This window comes from Pseudescherichia sp., assembly GCF_032052675.1.
Classification (GTDB): Bacteria; Pseudomonadota; Gammaproteobacteria; order Enterobacterales; family Enterobacteriaceae; genus Pseudescherichia.
The window spans coordinates 90,687-107,602 of sequence record NZ_DAMBWA010000008.1 but is presented as its reverse complement, the minus strand read 5'-3'; the positions used below and the strand labels follow the sequence as shown (position 1 = coordinate 107,602).

Genomic DNA, 16,916 nt, shown 5'->3' with positions numbered 1-16,916 from the left:
TTGGCATAGCGATTGCAATATTCACTGCGTGTTAGCTGCGGCCATTACCGATTTTCGACTGAGGGGGATTTATGAAGCTGGTTACCGTGGTCATTAAGCCATTTAAACTTGAGGACGTCCGTGAAGCGCTGTCGTCTATTGGTATTCAGGGCCTGACCGTTACCGAAGTGAAAGGCTTTGGCCGTCAGAAGGGCCATGCTGAACTCTACCGCGGGGCAGAATACAGCGTTAACTTCCTGCCAAAGGTGAAGATTGACGTGGCCATTGCTGACGATCAGCTTGATGAAGTGATTGATGTCATTAGCAAAGCGGCCTACACCGGAAAAATTGGCGACGGCAAAATTTTCGTTGCCGAACTGCAACGCGTTATCCGCATTCGTACCGGCGAAGCCGACGAAGCGGCACTGTAACGTCAGACACACAGTGATTGGGATGGGAAAAATGAATAAATTAACCTTAAAAACGGCGATGGCCGCACTGGCAACGTTACCGGGTCTGGCGATGGCGGCTCCGGCCGTGGCCGACAAAGCCGATAACGCCTTTATGATGATCTGCACCGCGCTGGTGCTGTTTATGACCATTCCAGGGATCGCGCTGTTCTATGGCGGCCTGATCCGTGGCAAAAACGTTCTCTCAATGCTGACCCAGGTCACCGTAACTTTTGCGCTGGTGTGCGTGCTGTGGGTGGTTTACGGCTACTCGCTGGCGTTCGGCACGGGCAACAATTTCTTCGGTGATTTCAACTGGGCGATGCTGAAAAACATCGAGCTGACCGCCGTAATGGGCAGCTTCTACCAGTATATTCACGTTGCGTTCCAGGGGTCGTTCGCCTGCATTACCGTCGGCCTGATCGTCGGTGCGCTGGCCGAGCGTATCCGCTTCTCCGCGGTGCTGATCTTCGTGGTGGTGTGGATGACGCTCTCCTACGTTCCGATTGCGCACATGGTCTGGGGCGGCGGCTTGCTGGCTTCCCACGGCGCGCTGGACTTTGCTGGCGGCACGGTGGTTCACATCAACGCCGCGATTGCGGGCCTGGTGGGTGCTTACCTGATTGGCAAACGCGTTGGTTTCGGCAAAGAGGCATTTAAACCGCACAACCTGCCGATGGTCTTTATGGGTACGGCGATCCTCTATGTTGGCTGGTTTGGCTTCAACGCTGGCTCAGCCAGTGCCGCCAACGAAATCGCTGCGCTGGCATTCGTTAACACCGTTGTTGCTACCGCAGGCGCTATTCTCGCTTGGGTATTCGGCGAGTGGGCAACGCGCGGTAAGCCGTCGCTGCTGGGCGCATGTTCCGGTGCGATTGCGGGCCTGGTTGCCGTGACGCCAGCCTGCGGCTACATCGGTGTCGGCGGCTCGCTGATTGTCGGTATCGTGGCAGGCCTGGCCGGCCTGTGGGGCGTGACTATGCTGAAACGCTGGCTGCGCGTTGACGACCCGTGCGATGTGTTCGGTGTGCATGGCGTCTGTGGTATCGTAGGCTGTATCCTGACCGCCGTGTTTGCTTCTTCCTCTCTGGGCGGCGTCGGCTACGCGGAAGGCGTGACGATGGGACATCAGGTGCTGGTCCAGCTGGAAAGTATCGCTATCACTATCGTCTGGTCGGGCGTCGTTGCCTTCATCGGTTACAAGCTGGCGGACATGATTGTCGGTCTGCGCGTACCGGAAGAGCAGGAGCGCGAAGGCCTGGATGTGAACAGCCACGGCGAGAACGCTTACAACGCGTAATCTGATTTAGATCTCTGGAAAACCTCCCGCCTGCGGGAGGTTTTTTTGTTTATTCGTTGCGGTTGCGCATCACCCCTTCCTGCACGCTGGACGCCACCAGCACGCCATCCTGGGTATAGAACTCGCCGCGTACAAACCCGCGCGCGCTGGAGGCGGAGGTGCTCTCCACGCTATAGAGCAGCCACTCGTTCATATCGAACGGACGGTGGAACCACATCGAGTGATCGATAGTGGCAACCTGCATGCCTCGCTCGAGGAAACCGACGCCGTGCGGCTGGAGCGCCACCGGCAGGAAGTTAAAGTCAGAGGCATAGCCCAGCAGATACTGATGCGTGCGGAAATCCGCTGGCATTGTGCCGTTGGCGCGGATCCACACCTGACGGGTCGGCTCAGCCACGTGCCCCTTCATCGGGTTATGGAACTCAACCGGGCGGATCTCCAGCGGCTTCTCGCAGAGAAACTTCTCTTTTACCTGCGGCGGCAGGAGGTGCGCCAGCGAGCGGGCAATGTCCGTCTCCGACGGCAGATTATCCGGAGCAGGGGCGGCAGGCATCGTTTTCTGATGCTCATAACCCGGCTCAGGCGCCTGGAACGACGCCGTCATATAGAAAATGGGTTTACCGTTCTGAATGGCGGCAACCCGGCGGGCGCTAAAGCTATTGCCGTCGCGCAGCACCTCAACGTCATAGATAATCGGCTTCTGGCTATCGCCGGGGCGTAAAAAATAGCTATGGAAAGAGTGAACGAGACGATCTTCCGGGACGGTCTCTTTTGCGGCATAGAGCGCCTGACCAACAACCTGGCCGCCAAAGACCTGACGCAGGCCCAAATCCTCGCTTTGACCGCGAAACAGACCCTCTTCAATTTTTTCCAGATTAAGCAACGTCAGCAGATTATTCAGCGCTTGACTCATAGGTGTCCTCAATAAAATAAAAGCGACCGGGGCGGATACAGGCAGAGTATAACTCAGAAATGCAAGTGGTCCGATGGGTGCAAAAATCTGAATACACGGCTGTTTCCAGGCAAAAATCAGTGATGTGTGCCACACTTACTGGCGTTCGATATGATTTAAGTATTAACCACTAATTCTGGCGGGCGTCATACCTGCTGGTGCATTGAAGATAAGGAGAACTCAATGAAACTCGTGCACATGTTAAGTGGTTTAGCGGTTGCCGTTTCTCTGGCTGCCTGTGCCGATAAAAGCGCAGATATCCAGACGCCCGCACCAAACCCAAATACCTCCATCGCCTCAACGCAGTCTGTGATTAAACAGCCTAACGTCTCCGGTACCATCTGGATCCGTCAGAAGGTGGCTCTGCCGCCGGATGCCGTATTGACCGTTACCCTGGCCGACGCCTCACAGGCCGACGTGCCGTCTAAGGTCATCGCCCAGCGTGCCGTTCGTACCGAAGGTAAACAGGCCCCGTTCAGCTATGAACTGCCGTTTGACCCGGCGCTGGTGCAGCCAGACGCGCGTATTCTGCTGAGCGCAGCGATCACGGTTGATAACAAACTGGTGTTTATTACTGATGGCATCAAACCAGCGGTTAATCAGGGCGGTACCCGCATTGACCTGACCCTGGTGCCGGTACAGCAGACGGCGCTGCCGATGCAGCAGAGCGGTGGGGCAGCTACCACCGTACCGTCTACCTCGCCAACGCAGGTTAACCCCTCTTCGGCGACCCCTGCACCGACGCAGCTGTAACGCTTAAAGCGCGTCTCGGGAAAACAGTACCGGTCAGTTAACGCTGACCGGTATTTTTTTGCCTGCTGACTATGCCGGGCGGCGCTAACGCTTGCCCAGCCTACCAAATCCAGCGATACCGCGTTAAATCTATCTGTCCGCTGCCTGATACCTGAACGCCGTCGGCGAGCAGGGCCTGGCGCTGGCGCTGCAGGTCCGGTCCGGTGAGGGAGATCTGCCCCTGACGATTCACCACCCGATGCCACGGCAGCGTGCTGCCCTCCGGCAGACGTCTGAGGACGCCGCCCACCTGGCGTGCCGCACGGGGTGAACCTGCCAGCCGCGCCACCTCGCCGTAGGTCGTGACCGAGCCGGGCGGGATAGCGGCGACGATTTGCCATACCCGCTGGGGGAAAGAGTCGTTGTCAGCCATAGCGGTTTCCTGAAGAGTATCCCACCAGCATAATCAGCGCGTGCGAGCCTGTGAAGAGGTGGCTGCGCAATAAACCAGCATCCGGCAGGCCGCGGCTTGCAATTGCCGGGCCGTACAGTGATAATGCGTCCGCGCGTTGGTTAACAACGCTCTCAATGGGGGCCCTGTTGGTTCTCCCGCAACGCTACTCTGTTTACCAGGTCAGATCCGGAAGGAAGCAGCCAGAGCAGATGACGTGTGTGCCGGGATGTAGCTGGCAGGGCCCCCACCCATTTCTGCCTTTCGATATGTCACTCGCTTCTCTACCCATTACTTTAGTTAAAGCGCTTTTATCCCTGCCTAAAATCACGCCTCTGTCGTATTGCCTGACATCTATTTGTCATTAAACTGAAATCGTATTGTCATTTTTATGTCATATATTCCTGCCACAGTATTATTACAGTAATGTGATCGACAGCGTTCCAGTAAAACTATTTCTGGATCAACGGATAAAGCTAGTGTATTAATTACTCGTCTCATTTATACCGAAAGGGATACTCATGGTCAGCGCAGTGTTAAACGTAAAAATTGACGAAGCAGTAAAAGAGAAACTTCGCCAGTATGCAGAGGCGAATAATGAGAACTTAAGCACGGCAACTGAAAAGCTCCTCGTGCTGGCCTTTGAGTCTCATGGCGATGCCGTCTCAGAGGAAGACATCGACAGTCAGCATACGGAAGAAGAGAACGCATCGGCACTGAGTGTTAAAGAGATCAAAGCGTTACGCAAACTGCTGAAGAAGAAAAAATGAAACCGCTACAGTCAACCGCCAGCAACTATGCTGAAGCCTGCGAGCAGCTGCGCTCCGGCTACGTAAAACAGGTTCGTCTGAATTGGAACGTCGGAACCGATGAGTTTTTTCGTATTGCATCAGAGTGGTGTGATGCAGGCGCAAAAATAAAAAAACAGGGCGAGCGTTTTATTATTGCGCTGAAAGGTTTTCCTATTCCTCGGCAGTAACCATATTGCGATCGGTAAACCGATCGCTGTCACATTAAATATATTTCCGGTGCCGTATAATCGGCGGCTGGTTAATTAATGAAGACCATATTGGCTGTAAGGCGATGAATGCCTCCTGCAGGATCCCTTCCGGCTGGGTAAACGGCATCCGGATATAGCGTTCAAACGCCCCTGCCAGACCAAAGCGCGTTCCTGCCCCCAAATGAATGCCCCTGCTCTCCGCACCGGTAGCAAATCGCGTTGCCAGCGCGTCCGGCAGCTCCACCCAGAAAGAGAGGCCCCCCTGCGGAAGCTGCGTCTGCCACTGCGGAAAAAACGTCTCCATCAAACGCAAGCAGTGGTCCCGGCGTGCAGCAAGCATCCGTCGGCGGGCGGGCAAAAAGGTTTCCCCATTTTCAATTAGCCAGCGGGCAGCAAGCTGCTCAAGCACTGGGGTACCCAGGTCGATGGTGTCGCGCATCTGCACCAGCGAGGCGACGGTACGGGCCGGGGCGCGGATCCAGCCCAGCCGTAGCCCACCCCAGAAGCTTTTCGCAGCAGATCCCAGTGAAATTACCGACGCATCCGGGCTGAAAGCAGCCAGCGGGGGAGGGGGCGGCGCGTCGTACCAGAGGTCGCTCATGGTTTCATCCACTACCAGCGTGGTGCGCGTGCGGGCGGCAATCTCCGCTACGGTTTGCCGGGTTGCGGCGTCCATGCAGCGGCCGGTGGGATTATGAAAGTCTGGCATCAGGTAGGCGAGCCTCGGCGAGGTCTGACCGATTGTTGCCGCCAGCCCGTCGCTATCCCAGCCCTGCTGCGGCAGTGCGACGCCAACCGGGCGGCAGGATGCGCCCTCAATCGCTGCTATCGCCAGCGGATAGGTTGGGTGATCCACCACTACCCGATCGCCAGGCCCGGTCAGCAGACGCAGGATCAGCGCAAACCCGCTGAGCGCGCCGTTAACAATCATAATTTCATCAGGACGGGTTGGCAGGCCACGTGCGTCGTAGCGGGCGGCGATCGCTTCGCGTAACGCCAGCAGCCCCTGCTGATCGTAGCCGGTGGAGGCAAAGTGCTGCGGCATGGCGAGCAGCGCCTGCTGATAAGCCTGATGGATCTCGGGGCTGGCCCCCAGCGAAGCGGTAGAGAGATCCAGGGCACTGCCTGCATTTGTGCGGGTAGGCACCGTACGGCTGCTTTCGGGCAGCATCACAACGGAGCCGCTGCCGTGGCGGCTGAAGAGAAACCCCTCGTCCCGCAGCTGCGCCAGCGCGCCGGCCACGGTGGTGCGGCTGATACCGAGGGCGGCAGCCAGCTCGCGCTCGCCCGGCAGGCGGGTCTCCAGCGCCAGCCGACCGTCGAGGATCAGCATCCGCAGCGCCTGGGTGAGCTGCTGCCAGAGCGGCGTGCGTGACGGGGTATGTTGCCACTGGCCCAGCAGGCGTACCAGCGACTGGCTTCCAAATCGACGTGATGACATAGGCAGTCCACTTTTTCAAAACTGGTCATTAATGATAATGCCAGTAAGAGAGAAGATGTCACTCTCTTTGATTGAATGAGGTGAACTATGCTGCGGCGACTTCTGCAACTCTATATCGGCCTGACGTTCTACGGCGTCTCTACCGCCATGTTTGTTCGGGCGGATCTGGGAGCCGATCCGTGGAACGTGTTTCATCTCGGCGTGGCACAGCTCCTTTCGCTCAATATTGGCCTCGTGATGATCGCCGTGGGCGCACTGGTGCTGCTGCTGTGGATCCCTCTGCGCCAGCGTCCGGGACTGGGCACCATCAGTAACGTTGTGGTGATTGGGCTGGCGGCGGACGCTGCGCTGGCGCTGATGCCCCCCCTGACGTCGCTGCTTGCTCGGAGCCTGCTGCTGGCTGCTGCCGTGGTAGTCAACGCGCTGGCAACCGGGATGTATATCGGCGCCGGGTTTGGCGCGGGTCCACGCGATGGCCTGATGACCGGCATCAACGCCCGCACAGGCTGGTCGGTGCGCGGCGTGCGTACCGCCATTGAGGTGAGCGTCCTGCTGCTGGGCTGCGCGATGGGCGGCACCTTTGGCGTAGGGACCGTACTTTACGCGCTGGCGATTGGCCCGCTGATCCAGCTCTGTCTGCCGTGGTTTCGCCAGCCGTCCCGTATTGCGCCGGTCACTCAGCCGCAGGAGAGCACGCTGTAAATCCGCGAAGCGCTCACAGCAACGGTAAGCGGTTTGGGTTACACTGGTGGCACGCCAGCTGCCAGGGTAACACCATGAAATCCATTACGCTTTATGATGTCGCCCGTTACGCGGGCGTCTCCTACCAAACCGTCTCCCGCGTCATGAATCAGGCGGAGCATGTCTCAGCGCGTACCCGCGAGAAAGTGCTCTTTGCCATGCGCGAGCTGAACTACGTTCCCAACCGGGGGGCGCAGCAGCTGGCGGGCAAGCGTAGCCGTACTCTTGGGCTACTCACCAGCGATCTGGCTCTCCATGCACCGTCCCAGATCGCCTCGGCGGTGAAAAACCGCGCCGCGCAGGCCGGTGCGGGAACAATCATCGCCATGCCCGAGCAGGCGACCCAGGCGGCCTGCCTGCTGGCGTTACAGGAGCTGCTGGCTCAGCGGGTCACCGGGCTGCTGATCAACCTGCCGCTGGAGGATGACCAGGCCGAAGAGCTGGCGGCGCTGGCGCACCCGACGCCAACGCTGTTTCTCGACGTCAGCCCGACGGCGAAGGTCAATAGCCTGGTCTTTGATGCCGCCGAAGGGGCAAGGCTGGGGGCGGAGCACCTGTTGACGCTTGGCCATCGCCGCATTGCCCTGCTCGGCGGACCACCGAGCTCGGTGTCGGCGAGGGCGCGTCTTGCAGGCTGGCTGGCGACGCTGACACACGCCAACGTCACTCCGGCGGCCAGCGTGCACGGCGACTGGAGCGCGGCCTCGGGCTACGAACAAGCGCAGCGGCTGCTGGACTCACCGCCGCTGCCCGAGGCCATTCTGGTGGCGAACGATCAGATGGCGCTCGGCGTGCTGCGCGCCTGTGCGGAAAGGGGCCTCGCCATACCCGGACAGATCTCGGTTGTGGGCTATGACGATACCGCCGACAGTGCGTGGTATACGCCGCCGCTGACGACGATACGTCAGGCCTTTAAGGAGGCGGGGCAGCGCAGCGTGGACTGGCTGCTTCAGCCTCCCGCTGACGATGCGCTAAGCCAGACGCTGCTGCCGGTGACGCTGGTGATCCGCAGCTCGGCCTGAAAACCCCTTCGCTTTTGTGATCGACCCCGCTTCTGGCGATGGCGATCCTTTACCTTTTTCCCTCGCACGGGCATCGTACAGAAAATTGTGAGCGCTTCGCAAAAATCATGAGGTCGACATGTCCGCTGCTACACTGAACACCCTGCTTGCCCGCCGCGACTGGGAAAATCCGGTTGTAACCCACTGGAACCGCCTGCCAATGCACGTTCCCCTGCGCAGCTGGCGTGATGTCGCCGGGGCGGTCCAGGAGAACGATTCTCCCGCATGGCGGCTGCTCAACGGCGAGTGGCAGTTTAGCTTCTACACCGCCCCGGAGGCGGTACCGGCGTCGTGGATAGAAGAGGACAGCGCAAGCGCCGTTGCTATGCCGGTGCCCTCCAACTGGCAGATGCAGGGTTTTGATACCCCGATTTACACCAACGTTACCTACCCGATCCCGGTTACGCCGCCCTTTGTACCGACGGAGAACCCCACCGGCTGCTACTCGCTGACGTTTAATGTGGATGCGGCGTGGCTGGCGAGCGGCCAGACGCGAATTATCTTTGAAGGGGTCAATTCAGCCTTCTATCTCTGGTGCAACGGAGAGTGGATTGGCTACTCGCAGGATAGTCGTCTGCCTGCGGAGTTCGACCTCAGCGCGGTGCTGCGGCCCGGTGCTAACCGGCTGGCGGTGATGGTGCTGCGCTGGTGCGACGGCAGCTATCTGGAAGATCAGGATATGTGGCGCATGAGCGGTATTTTCCGCGACGTGGTACTGCTGCATAAACCCGCAACGCATATCAGCAACTTCCAGGTCGAGACCGCGCTCAATGCAGATTTTAACCATGCCCGGATAAGCACCACCGTACAGCTTGCCGGTGAGTTTGCCGACTGCCGGGTGGCCGTTGCCCTGTGGCGCGGCGAAGAGCAGATCGCCTGTGCGGAGCAGCGTCCCGGCAGCGCGATTGTGGACGAGCGCGGCGCATGGGCAGAGCGGCTGAGTGTCGATCTCTCTGTTGATAAGCCCGATCTCTGGAGCGCCGAGACGCCGCATCTCTATCGGCTGACCGTCGCACTCCTGGATGCGCAGGGCAGAGTGCTGGAAGCCGAAGCCTGCGACGTTGGCGTGCGTAAGGTGGAGATTAGCCACGGCCAGCTGAAGGTCAACGGTAAGGCGCTGCTGATCCGCGGGGTTAACCGTCATGAGCACCACCCGGAGAGCGGCCAGGCGGTAGATGAGGCCACCATGCGCCGGGATATCGAGCTGATGAAACAGCATAACTTTAACGCCGTACGCTGCTCCCACTACCCGAACCATCCTCTCTGGTACCGGCTGTGCGATCGCTACGGCCTGTACGTGGTCGATGAAGCCAATATTGAGACCCACGGCATGGTGCCGATGAGCCGTCTGGCGGACGATCCGCAGTGGCTACCGGCGATGAGCGAGCGCGTCACCCGCATGGTACAGCGCGACCGTAACCATCCCTCCATCATTATCTGGTCGCTGGGGAACGAGTCCGGCCACGGCGCGAGCCATGACGCGCTCTACCGCTGGGTGAAGTCCAGCGATCCCACCCGCCCGGTGCAGTACGAGGGCGGCGGGGCGAACACGGCGGCGACCGATATTGTCTGCCCGATGTATGCCCGCGTGGATATGGACCAGCCTTTCCCTGCCGTGCCGAAGTGGTCGATTAAGAAGTGGATTGCCCTGCCGGATGAGACGCGCCCGCTGATCCTCTGCGAATATGCCCATGCAATGGGCAACAGCTTCGGCGGCTTTGCCAAATACTGGCAGGCGTTTCGCGAAAACCCTCGTCTGCAGGGCGGCTTTGTCTGGGACTGGGTCGACCAGGCGTTGACGAAGCGTGATGAAAACGGTAACGCCTTCTGGGCCTACGGCGGCGATTTTGGCGATACCCCGAACGATCGCCAGTTCTGCATGAACGGGCTGGTCTTCCCTGATCGTACCCCGCATCCAGCTCTCTATGAGGCCCAGCGCGCGCAGCAGTTTTTCCAGTTCCGCCTGCTTAGCACTGCGCCGCTGGTGGTTGAGATCCACAGCGAATATCTCTTCCGCGAGGCGGATAACGAGGTGCTGCGCTGGCAGATTGCCCGCGACGGCGAGGTGCTGGCCGAAGGCGAGCAGCGGCTAACGATCCAGCCCCAGGGCGTGCAGCGTCTGGAGATTGAGGCCCCGGCGCTGTCAGCCGTACCGGGGGAGGTGTGGCTTAACGTCGAGGTTTACCAGACGCGGGCTACCGCATGGTCGCCGGATAACCACCGCTGCGCGTGGGATCAGTGGCGGCTGCCTGCGCCGCTGGCGATAACCCCGCAGCAGAAGGCGGGGCCAGGCGCAACGCTGGCAATCAGCGACGAGGCATTTAGCGTTAGCTGGCAGGATCGGCGTTGGCACTTCTCGCGCCTCAGCGGCGATCTGGAGCAGTGGTGGTGCGGCGAGACGCCGACGCTGCTGACGCCGATACGGGATCAGTTCACCCGCGCACCGCTTGATAACGATATCGGCATTAGCGAGGTGACGCGTATCGATCCCAACGCATGGGTTGAACGCTGGAAGGCAGCGGGCATGTACGCTATGACGCCACGTCTGCTGCACTGCGCGGCGCAGGAGCTCATCGGCGAGGTGCTCATCACTACCCGACACGCCTGGGAGCATGAGGATAAGGTGCTGTTTATCAGCGATAAGCGCTGGCGTATCGACAGCCACGGCGTGCTGCACGGCGAGGTTGAGGTGCAGATCGCTACTGACGCGCCGCCGCCTGCAAGGGTAGGCCTCTGCTGCCAGCTGGCTGCGGTGGAGGAGTCTGTCAGCTGGCTGGGGCTGGGGCCGCATGAGAACTATCCAGACCGCAGATTGTCAGCAAGCCAGGGGCGCTGGACGCTGCCGCTGAGCGCGCTGCATACGCCCTATATCTTCCCCAGCGATAATGGCCTGCGCTGCGATACAGGTCTGCTGGAGTATGGCGCGCATCGGCTTAGCGGGCGTTTTCATTTCTCCCTGAGCCGCTACGGCCAGCGTCAGCTCCATGAAACGACCCATCATCATCTGCTGCGCGAAGAGGAGGGCTGCTGGCTTAACCTCGACGCGTTTCATATGGGCGTGGGCGGCGACGACTCGTGGAGTCCGAGCGTATCGCCGGAGTTTATTCTGGCTGAGGAGCGGATGCGCTACGCCTTCAGCTGGCGTCAGGCGTAATCTTGCCGGGCCGGAGGTTCTCTTCGGCCCATGCCATAAACGCCTCTTTCGGCAGCGCCTTGCTGTAGAACCAGCCCTGGGCGAACTGCACCCCGTGATTGCGTAGCCACTCCAGTTGGCCTTCGGTTTCGACACCCTCTGCGACCATCGCCAGCCCTAGCTCTTTTGCCATCTCGATAATGTGCGGCGTGACGATTTTATACTCCAGTGCGTCAACGAAGGATTTGTCGATCTTCAGGATATCGGCCTCCAGATTTTGCAGATAGCTCAGGCTGGAATACCCCGTCCCGAAGTCGTCAATATAGATGGCATGCCCGGCGCGGCGCAGGTCGGCAATGGCTGGCGAGCTGACGTTAGGATCGGCAAAGCCGCGCTCGGTGATCTCAAGGGCAATCTGTGAGGCGCTGAGCTGCCAGCGGGTCAGCAGCGTGCTGAGCTGGATATGTAGACTTTTCGACACCAGATCGCCGGGATCGAGATTGATCGAGATGTGCTGCTCTGGGTGACGCTGTAGCCACGCCCCCAGATCGTTAAATACTGTCTCAACGATCAGCGTGGTGAGCTGCGGCATCAGGCCAGACTGCTCTGCCAGCGGAATAAAGATATCGGGTGAGACGTAGCGGCCATCGTGCTGCGGCCAGCGGGCTAGCGCCTCGGCGCCGACCACTTTTCCGCTGCCCAAGGCAACAATCGGCTGATAATAGACTTCGATTTCGCGAGCGTGAATGGCGTCCAGCATACGGTAGTGAGGTGACTGTAGGCGGCGCAGCACGTTCAGCAAGAGAAACAGGGTCCCCAGGCTCATGAGCAGGCCCAGCGGGAGCCAAATCAGCAGCTGTTGATGCAGTCTTTTTTTCAGCGGGCCGAGGGGAGCGCCAGCGATAAGGGCTAACCCCATCTCAGGAAAGCGTTGCACATCGTACAGTACCCCCGCCTGTTGAAAACGGGTGGCTGAGGAGTGCTGTGCCAGCTGCCAGATGGCGGGATTGAATGCGCCGTTGCTGGCAATCAAGCGGTTCGTCGCCATGCTAACCAGGGCGATATCAACAGGCCATTCGCCAAAGGGAAGCACGTCAATAAACGACTGGGGATCGATCATAACAATGTGGCTATCGCTGCCCAGCGCAGCCATAACCCGCTTGAGGCCGATATCGTTCTGGGTGGTAAGCCAGGCCCGGTAGCCATCCGGGGTAAGCCGCTCTGCCGCAGGTAACAGGGCGTTGTCGCTACTGTTTTCCAGCGAGGAGCAGCGGGGCTTCAGGTGATCAACGTAAATTGTCTCCTGCACATAGTAATAAGAGAAGGCGACTCTGCGCATTGCCAGCAGATGTGCGGGGCTACAGGGCGTGCCGGTAAAGGTATCGATCTCATTAAGCGCGCGTTTGGCTTGCTGGATCACCTTCTGGGTATGCATCATGACCCGTGTGGAGTAAGCATCCAGCTCCTTTGTGAAGGTCTCCTGCGCATGGCGACGCGCAAGCCAGATACTTAATCCAACCGGGATCAGCATAACCAGGATCAGCACGCCAGTAACAATACTCACCAGTCTTCGATTGGTCAGCATGAAACGTTCCTTTTTTGGTTGAGAGCAATGAAAACTGTAAGCAGGTATCAGGAGTGGAGAGGCTACCGTGTGCTGCAATTTTCAGCTTTTTCACACCAAAATACTTTGATTTAAAGAACGTTTCACCCAAAAAATCGATACTGGACTAGCGGCGGTGGGCCAGGCGGCGAACCAGCCGATCGCCGGTCATCTGCACCCCCTGAACCAGCGCCACTAAAATGACTACCGTGCCCACCATCACCTGATCATTAAAGCGCTGGTAGCCGTAGCGAATAGCGAGATCCCCCAGCCCGCCGCCGCCTATGACGCCAGCCATTGACGAAAAGCCAATCAGCATCACTACGGTGAGGGTGATCCCCGCCAGCAGGGTCGGTAGCGCCTCCGGCAGCAGCGCTTTAGCGATAACGTGCCAGACGCTGCCCCCCATCGACAGAATGGCTTCGATGCGGCCAGAGTCGACTTCATCCAGCGCGTTCTCCGTCAGTCGGGCGAAGAAGGGGAACGCGCCGATGGTAATGGGCACCACAGCGGCGGTGCTGCCCAGCGTGGTGCCGATCAGCAGTCGGGTAAAGGGGATCAGCGCTATCAGCAGTACGATAAACGGCAGCGAGCGGCCAAGGTTGATAATGGCCCCCAGCACGGCGTTGGTTTTAGGCATCGGCAGCAGGCCGTTTGCCCGCGAGATATAGAGTAAAACGCCGATAGGCAGGCCAATCAGTACGGTGAAAAAGCCGGCCAGCGCCACCATGTAGACGGTCTCCAGCGTACCGTTTAGCAGCATCGGCCACAGTTCGTCCCAGTTCATGCTACGCATAGCGGCCTCCCGTTAAAGCCATGTCGTTCCAGGAAGAGGCGCTCCGCCTGGGGATCGGGCAGCAGCGCCTGGCGCAGGCGCGACCACGGCGTGACCAGCAGATCGGCAATCTTTCCGCTCTCAATCAGCTCCCCGTTTTCCAGTAGCGCCGCATGATCGCAGAGGCTTTTCACCACCTCCAGCTGGTGAGTGATCAGCACAATTGTCAGACCCAGCTGACGATTAATGTCTGCCAGCAGGCTGAGCACCGACTGCGTCGTCTCGGGATCCAGCGCGCTGGTGGCTTCATCGCAGAGCAGCACCTGCGGGCGCGCCGCCAGCGCCCGGGCGATACCGACGCGCTGCTTCTGCCCGCCGGAGAGCTGAGAGGGGAAGGCCTGCGCCTTGTCGCTCAGCCCCACCAGGTGCAATAGCTCCTCGACCCGCGTTCGGCGCTGCGCTTTGGCCACGCCAGCGATCTCCAGCGGTACGGCTACGTTGTCCGCTACGCTGCGGGCATGCAGCAGATTGAAGTGCTGAAAAATCATGCCGGTTTGCAGACGGTGCGCCCGCAGCGCGGCTTTGTCGAAACCGGTAATATCGCGCCCGTTGACCAGGATGCGGCCCCGTGTAGGCCGCTCCAGCAGGTTCAGGCAGCGGATCAGCGTGCTTTTACCCGCGCCGCTGCGCCCGAGAATGCCGTAGATGGCACCTTCGGGAACGGTTAACGAGATGTCGTTCAGCGCCGGTCGGCCTGCTCCGGCATAGGTTTTACTCAGCCCTTCAATCGTAATCATGACTGTGGCGCGACCGGAATAACCGAGCCGTTGTAGTTTTTACGGATAAAGTCGGCTACCTGCGGCGAAGTGAGATCTTTCGCCAGCTCCTTGATGCGCGGATCGTTGGCCAGCGCCGGGTTGGTTACCAGAATATTGGCGTAGGGATTGTGCTCGGCGCTCTCCAGCCCCAGCGCATCCTTAGCCGGTGTCAGGCCAGCCTCCAGCGCGTAGTTGCCGTTGATCACCGCCAGATCGACGTCGTCCAGCGAGCGTGGGATCTGCGGGGACTCGATCTCGAGAATTTTAATGTGCTTCGGATTCTCAGCGATGTCCTTCGGCGTGGCGAGGGTGGTAGCCGGATCGGTAAACTTCGCGTTGAGCTTAATCAGCCCCTGGCTTTGCAGCAGGAAGAGCGAGCGGCTCAGGTTGGTGGTATTGTTCGGAACCGCCACCGTGGCGTTGTCAGGGATCGATTTGAGATCTTTATACTTGCGGGAGTAGATACCCAACGGCTCAATATGCACCGTTGCCGCCACGGCAAAGGTTTTGCCCAGCGCCTTCTCCTGATCTTTTAGATACGGAACGTGCTGAAAATAGTTGGCATCGACGTCGCCGTTAGCCAGCAGCTCGTTGGCGTTGACGCCGCTGGTCAGCTCTACCACCTTAATATCCAGCTTTGGATCAAACGTTTTGATGTAGTTAAGGATTTCCGCGTGCGGCACGGCGTCGGCCGCGATGCGCAATGCTTGTGCATGGGCGGAACCCCAGGCCAGAGAGAGAGAGAGTGCCAGACCGGCCAGTTTAATTGCTGCAGGTTTCATGATTTTTATCCTTTATCGTTATGTCAGTGGGTTTAATCAGGCAATCAGCTGTTCACTGCGCTCGCGCAGTACATCGCGGTAGTAACGCTCGGCCACGTCCGGATGGGAGCGCAACCGTCCTTTCAGGTAGTTCCAGCCCACGTCGCGCAGCAGCGGATTTTGCGGATCGCTCTCGGGTCCCTGTGCCTCCTGCGCCAGCTGCGCGGGCAGGGCATAGACCGGCACCACCGCGTCCAGCTGCGCGCCGAGGAAGAAGGCGATCGACAGCCGCTCCTGACCGGCTGGGGGGGAGACGACGCGGTGAACCGTGGCACGCAGATAGCCATTGGTGGCCAGCTCCAGCAGCTCACCGATATTTACCACGAAGCTCCCGGCCAGCGGGGCGGCATCCAGCCAGCGGCCCGGTGCAACCTCTACCTGTAAACCTCTCTGCTCATCCTGCAGCAGGAAGCTGAGGAAACCCGAATCCTTGTGCGCCCCGACGCCCTGCTGGCTCTCCGTTGCTGGCTGGCCGGGATAGCGGATCAGCTTGATATGCTCGTTTGGCTTATCGCCATACAGTCCATCAAAGGCGTCTGCAGGCAGATCCAGCGCCTGGGCGAACGCGCGCAGCAGGTTGAGGGCCATGCTGGTCATCGCTCTCTGCCAGGCGAGGAGGGCAGGCTTCAGCGTCGGCTGCGCCTCAGGCCACAGGTTTGGTCCCTGTAAACGCCGCCAGCGCGGATCGTCCCCGGCCACGTTCAGGGCCGGACGCTCAGCGCCAATATCAAACTGCTCTCGCCAGTCCGGCTGGCCGCGTGTCAGCTCAGAGGCCGCCCGGTTATAGCCGCGAAAATGGGGGGAGTGGATCATCGCCACCTGCTGCTTCTCAGTGTCGGAGAGCGCAAAGAAGCGGCGAGCCTCCTGCTGGACGGCGCGCTGCAGCTCATCGTCTACGCCGTGATTCACCAGATAGAAGAAGCCGATATCCCGCGCGGCATGGCGCAGCTGCTCCAGAAAGGCGGGACGATCGACAGGGTCGGAAAAGTGCGACAGGTCAAGAATGGGCAGGCGGGTAGCGGTCATGGCTGGCTCCTCATAGTGGCTTTCTGGCAGAGTGCCTTAAAGCCATATATTCAACCAATAACCTTCTTTTCTAATTTATGACCGGGCTGGATCACGTGCTTTTGCGAAAAAAGCATAAGGCAGATGAGGTGGGGAGGCGGACGTGCGGCGGACCAAAATGATAAGAGCCCTGACTTGAGAAGCCAGGGCTCTTAGGGTACTACTGATATTGCGTTTAACATTAAGGAACTTAACTACATGATACTACTTATGATACTGCTTTAAATGTACACGTTTAAGGTTCTTCACCTCGGTACTCAAGTACACACCCTTCGCGATATCAACTCTTTGATGCGTGGCCTTACTGCCATTGCGATTTAAAACGTGACGTTTTAACTCACAACCCATACAACATTAAAACAGAGCCTTACATCATCGCGATTTCGTTCACACCCTGCGATTGTAGATACTGACTACGTGGCCTTAAAGCGTCATCGGGTAGGCTTGCAACTGATTTACGCTACGCCGACTCTCCCATACAACAATACTTCGTGGCCTTTATCGCATTCATTAAGTACATCTTACTGCCTAACAGCATTCTCACTAAGCAACGCTGTTACCTTAAATCTAATACTTTTTTTGGCCTTGTCAACTG

The 16,916-nt window shown here is 59.1% G+C and carries 16 protein-coding genes and 1 other RNA gene; 9 read left to right on the top strand and 8 right to left on the bottom strand.

Translation table 11 applies throughout. From position 1 onward, the window contains the following. Positions 1-71 precede the first annotated feature (71 nt). On the top strand, positions 72-410 hold the full coding sequence (gene glnK, locus RTX96_RS12535) for a P-II family nitrogen regulator (protein ID WP_002891893.1): 339 nt from the start codon (positions 72-74) through the stop codon (positions 408-410). Positions 411-441: 31 nt separating this feature from the next. Then, positions 442-1,728 carry an ammonium transporter AmtB gene (gene amtB / locus RTX96_RS12530; RefSeq protein ID WP_312671207.1) on the top strand — a complete coding sequence of 429 codons (1,287 nt, stop codon included), beginning with the start codon at positions 442-444 and terminating at the stop codon, positions 1,726-1,728. 49 nt (positions 1,729-1,777) lie between these two features. On the opposite strand, the gene tesB is transcribed toward amtB, so the two are convergent. Then, a complete protein-coding gene (tesB, locus tag RTX96_RS12525) occupies positions 1,778-2,641 on the bottom strand; it encodes an acyl-CoA thioesterase II (protein ID WP_103821533.1) in 864 nt (287 codons plus the stop codon). Between the two features lie 222 nt (positions 2,642-2,863). On the opposite strand from tesB, the gene RTX96_RS12520 reads away from it, so the two are divergent. Further along, positions 2,864-3,433 (top strand): YbaY family lipoprotein, encoded by a 570-nt coding sequence (locus tag RTX96_RS12520; protein WP_103821532.1) that lies wholly within the window; start codon positions 2,864-2,866, stop codon positions 3,431-3,433. Positions 3,434-3,533: 100 nt separating this feature from the next. On the opposite strand, the gene RTX96_RS12515 is transcribed toward RTX96_RS12520, so the two are convergent. Beyond that, entirely contained in the window at positions 3,534-3,845 is a 312-nt protein-coding gene (locus RTX96_RS12515; protein WP_103821531.1) for an MGMT family protein, read from the bottom strand. A gap of 165 nt (positions 3,846-4,010) precedes the next feature. Here RTX96_RS12515 and ffs point away from each other — a divergent pair. From ffs to RTX96_RS12500, 3 genes are all read left to right on the top strand, one after another. Beyond that, positions 4,011-4,107, top strand: an RNA gene (ffs, locus tag RTX96_RS12510) — signal recognition particle sRNA small type. A 277-nt stretch (positions 4,108-4,384) separates the two neighbouring features. After that, complete coding sequence (locus tag RTX96_RS12505; RefSeq protein WP_103821530.1) at positions 4,385-4,633, top strand: hypothetical protein; 249 nt, start codon at positions 4,385-4,387, stop codon at positions 4,631-4,633. After that, entirely contained in the window at positions 4,630-4,842 is a 213-nt protein-coding gene (locus RTX96_RS12500; protein ID WP_042391626.1) for a hypothetical protein, read from the top strand. Before RTX96_RS12505 ends, RTX96_RS12500 begins: the two co-directional genes overlap by 4 nt. A 34-nt stretch (positions 4,843-4,876) precedes the next feature. On the opposite strand, the gene RTX96_RS12495 is transcribed toward RTX96_RS12500, so the two are convergent. Continuing rightward, positions 4,877-6,304: a PLP-dependent aminotransferase family protein gene (locus RTX96_RS12495; RefSeq protein ID WP_312671203.1), complete on the bottom strand. Its 1,428-nt coding sequence runs from the start codon at positions 6,302-6,304 to the stop codon at positions 4,877-4,879. 87 nt (positions 6,305-6,391) lie between these two features. On the opposite strand from RTX96_RS12495, the gene RTX96_RS12490 reads away from it, so the two are divergent. The 3 genes from RTX96_RS12490 (at position 6,392) to RTX96_RS12480 (ending at position 11,260) form a co-directional block, all read left to right on the top strand. Further along, positions 6,392-7,006 (top strand): YczE/YyaS/YitT family protein, encoded by a 615-nt coding sequence (locus tag RTX96_RS12490; RefSeq protein WP_103821528.1) that lies wholly within the window; start codon positions 6,392-6,394, stop codon positions 7,004-7,006. Between the two features lie 74 nt (positions 7,007-7,080). Then, a complete protein-coding gene (locus RTX96_RS12485) occupies positions 7,081-8,067 on the top strand; it encodes a LacI family DNA-binding transcriptional regulator (protein WP_312671201.1) in 987 nt (328 codons plus the stop codon). Between the two features lie 118 nt (positions 8,068-8,185). Continuing rightward, positions 8,186-11,260 carry a beta-galactosidase gene (locus RTX96_RS12480; protein ID WP_312671199.1) on the top strand — a complete coding sequence of 1,025 codons (3,075 nt, stop codon included), beginning with the start codon at positions 8,186-8,188 and terminating at the stop codon, positions 11,258-11,260. Here RTX96_RS12480 and RTX96_RS12475 read toward each other — a convergent pair. The 5 genes from RTX96_RS12475 to RTX96_RS12455 all read right to left on the bottom strand — a co-directional run bounded on the left by RTX96_RS12475 (position 11,241) and on the right by RTX96_RS12455 (position 16,282). Next, complete coding sequence (locus tag RTX96_RS12475; protein ID WP_312671316.1) at positions 11,241-12,821, bottom strand: EAL domain-containing protein; 1,581 nt, start codon at positions 12,819-12,821, stop codon at positions 11,241-11,243. The genes RTX96_RS12480 and RTX96_RS12475 overlap by 20 nt on opposite strands. A 148-nt stretch (positions 12,822-12,969) precedes the next feature. Next, positions 12,970-13,629, bottom strand: a complete 660-nt coding sequence (locus RTX96_RS12470) for a methionine ABC transporter permease (RefSeq protein ID WP_312671315.1) — start codon at positions 13,627-13,629, stop codon at positions 12,970-12,972. Next, positions 13,626-14,414, bottom strand: a complete 789-nt coding sequence (locus RTX96_RS12465) for an ATP-binding cassette domain-containing protein (RefSeq protein ID WP_312671197.1) — start codon at positions 14,412-14,414, stop codon at positions 13,626-13,628. The genes RTX96_RS12470 and RTX96_RS12465 overlap by 4 nt, the downstream gene beginning before the upstream one ends. Further along, positions 14,411-15,217: a MetQ/NlpA family ABC transporter substrate-binding protein gene (locus tag RTX96_RS12460; RefSeq protein ID WP_312268747.1), complete on the bottom strand. Its 807-nt coding sequence runs from the start codon at positions 15,215-15,217 to the stop codon at positions 14,411-14,413. Before RTX96_RS12460 ends, RTX96_RS12465 begins: the two co-directional genes overlap by 4 nt. Positions 15,218-15,253: 36 nt before the next feature. Then, positions 15,254-16,282 (bottom strand): isopenicillin N synthase family oxygenase, encoded by a 1,029-nt coding sequence (locus RTX96_RS12455; protein ID WP_312671195.1) that lies wholly within the window; start codon positions 16,280-16,282, stop codon positions 15,254-15,256. Positions 16,283-16,916 lie beyond the last annotated feature (634 nt).

Coding starts and splice junctions, on each gene's coding strand:
- glnK (WP_002891893.1), top strand. CDS start 72: ATGAAGCTGGTTACCGTGGTCATTAAGCCATTTAAACTTGAGGACGTC.
- amtB (WP_312671207.1), top strand. CDS start 442: ATGAATAAATTAACCTTAAAAACGGCGATGGCCGCACTGGCAACGTTA.
- tesB (WP_103821533.1), bottom strand. CDS start 2,641: ATGAGTCAAGCGCTGAATAATCTGCTGACGTTGCTTAATCTGGAAAAA.
- RTX96_RS12520 (WP_103821532.1), top strand. CDS start 2,864: ATGAAACTCGTGCACATGTTAAGTGGTTTAGCGGTTGCCGTTTCTCTG.
- RTX96_RS12515 (WP_103821531.1), bottom strand. CDS start 3,845: ATGGCTGACAACGACTCTTTCCCCCAGCGGGTATGGCAAATCGTCGCC.
- RTX96_RS12505 (WP_103821530.1), top strand. CDS start 4,385: ATGGTCAGCGCAGTGTTAAACGTAAAAATTGACGAAGCAGTAAAAGAG.
- RTX96_RS12500 (WP_042391626.1), top strand. CDS start 4,630: ATGAAACCGCTACAGTCAACCGCCAGCAACTATGCTGAAGCCTGCGAG.
- RTX96_RS12495 (WP_312671203.1), bottom strand. CDS start 6,304: ATGTCATCACGTCGATTTGGAAGCCAGTCGCTGGTACGCCTGCTGGGC.
- RTX96_RS12490 (WP_103821528.1), top strand. CDS start 6,392: ATGCTGCGGCGACTTCTGCAACTCTATATCGGCCTGACGTTCTACGGC.
- RTX96_RS12485 (WP_312671201.1), top strand. CDS start 7,081: ATGAAATCCATTACGCTTTATGATGTCGCCCGTTACGCGGGCGTCTCC.
- RTX96_RS12480 (WP_312671199.1), top strand. CDS start 8,186: ATGTCCGCTGCTACACTGAACACCCTGCTTGCCCGCCGCGACTGGGAA.
- RTX96_RS12470 (WP_312671315.1), bottom strand. CDS start 13,629: ATGAACTGGGACGAACTGTGGCCGATGCTGCTAAACGGTACGCTGGAG.
- RTX96_RS12465 (WP_312671197.1), bottom strand. CDS start 14,414: ATGATTACGATTGAAGGGCTGAGTAAAACCTATGCCGGAGCAGGCCGA.
- RTX96_RS12460 (WP_312268747.1), bottom strand. CDS start 15,217: ATGAAACCTGCAGCAATTAAACTGGCCGGTCTGGCACTCTCTCTCTCT.
- RTX96_RS12455 (WP_312671195.1), bottom strand. CDS start 16,282: ATGACCGCTACCCGCCTGCCCATTCTTGACCTGTCGCACTTTTCCGAC.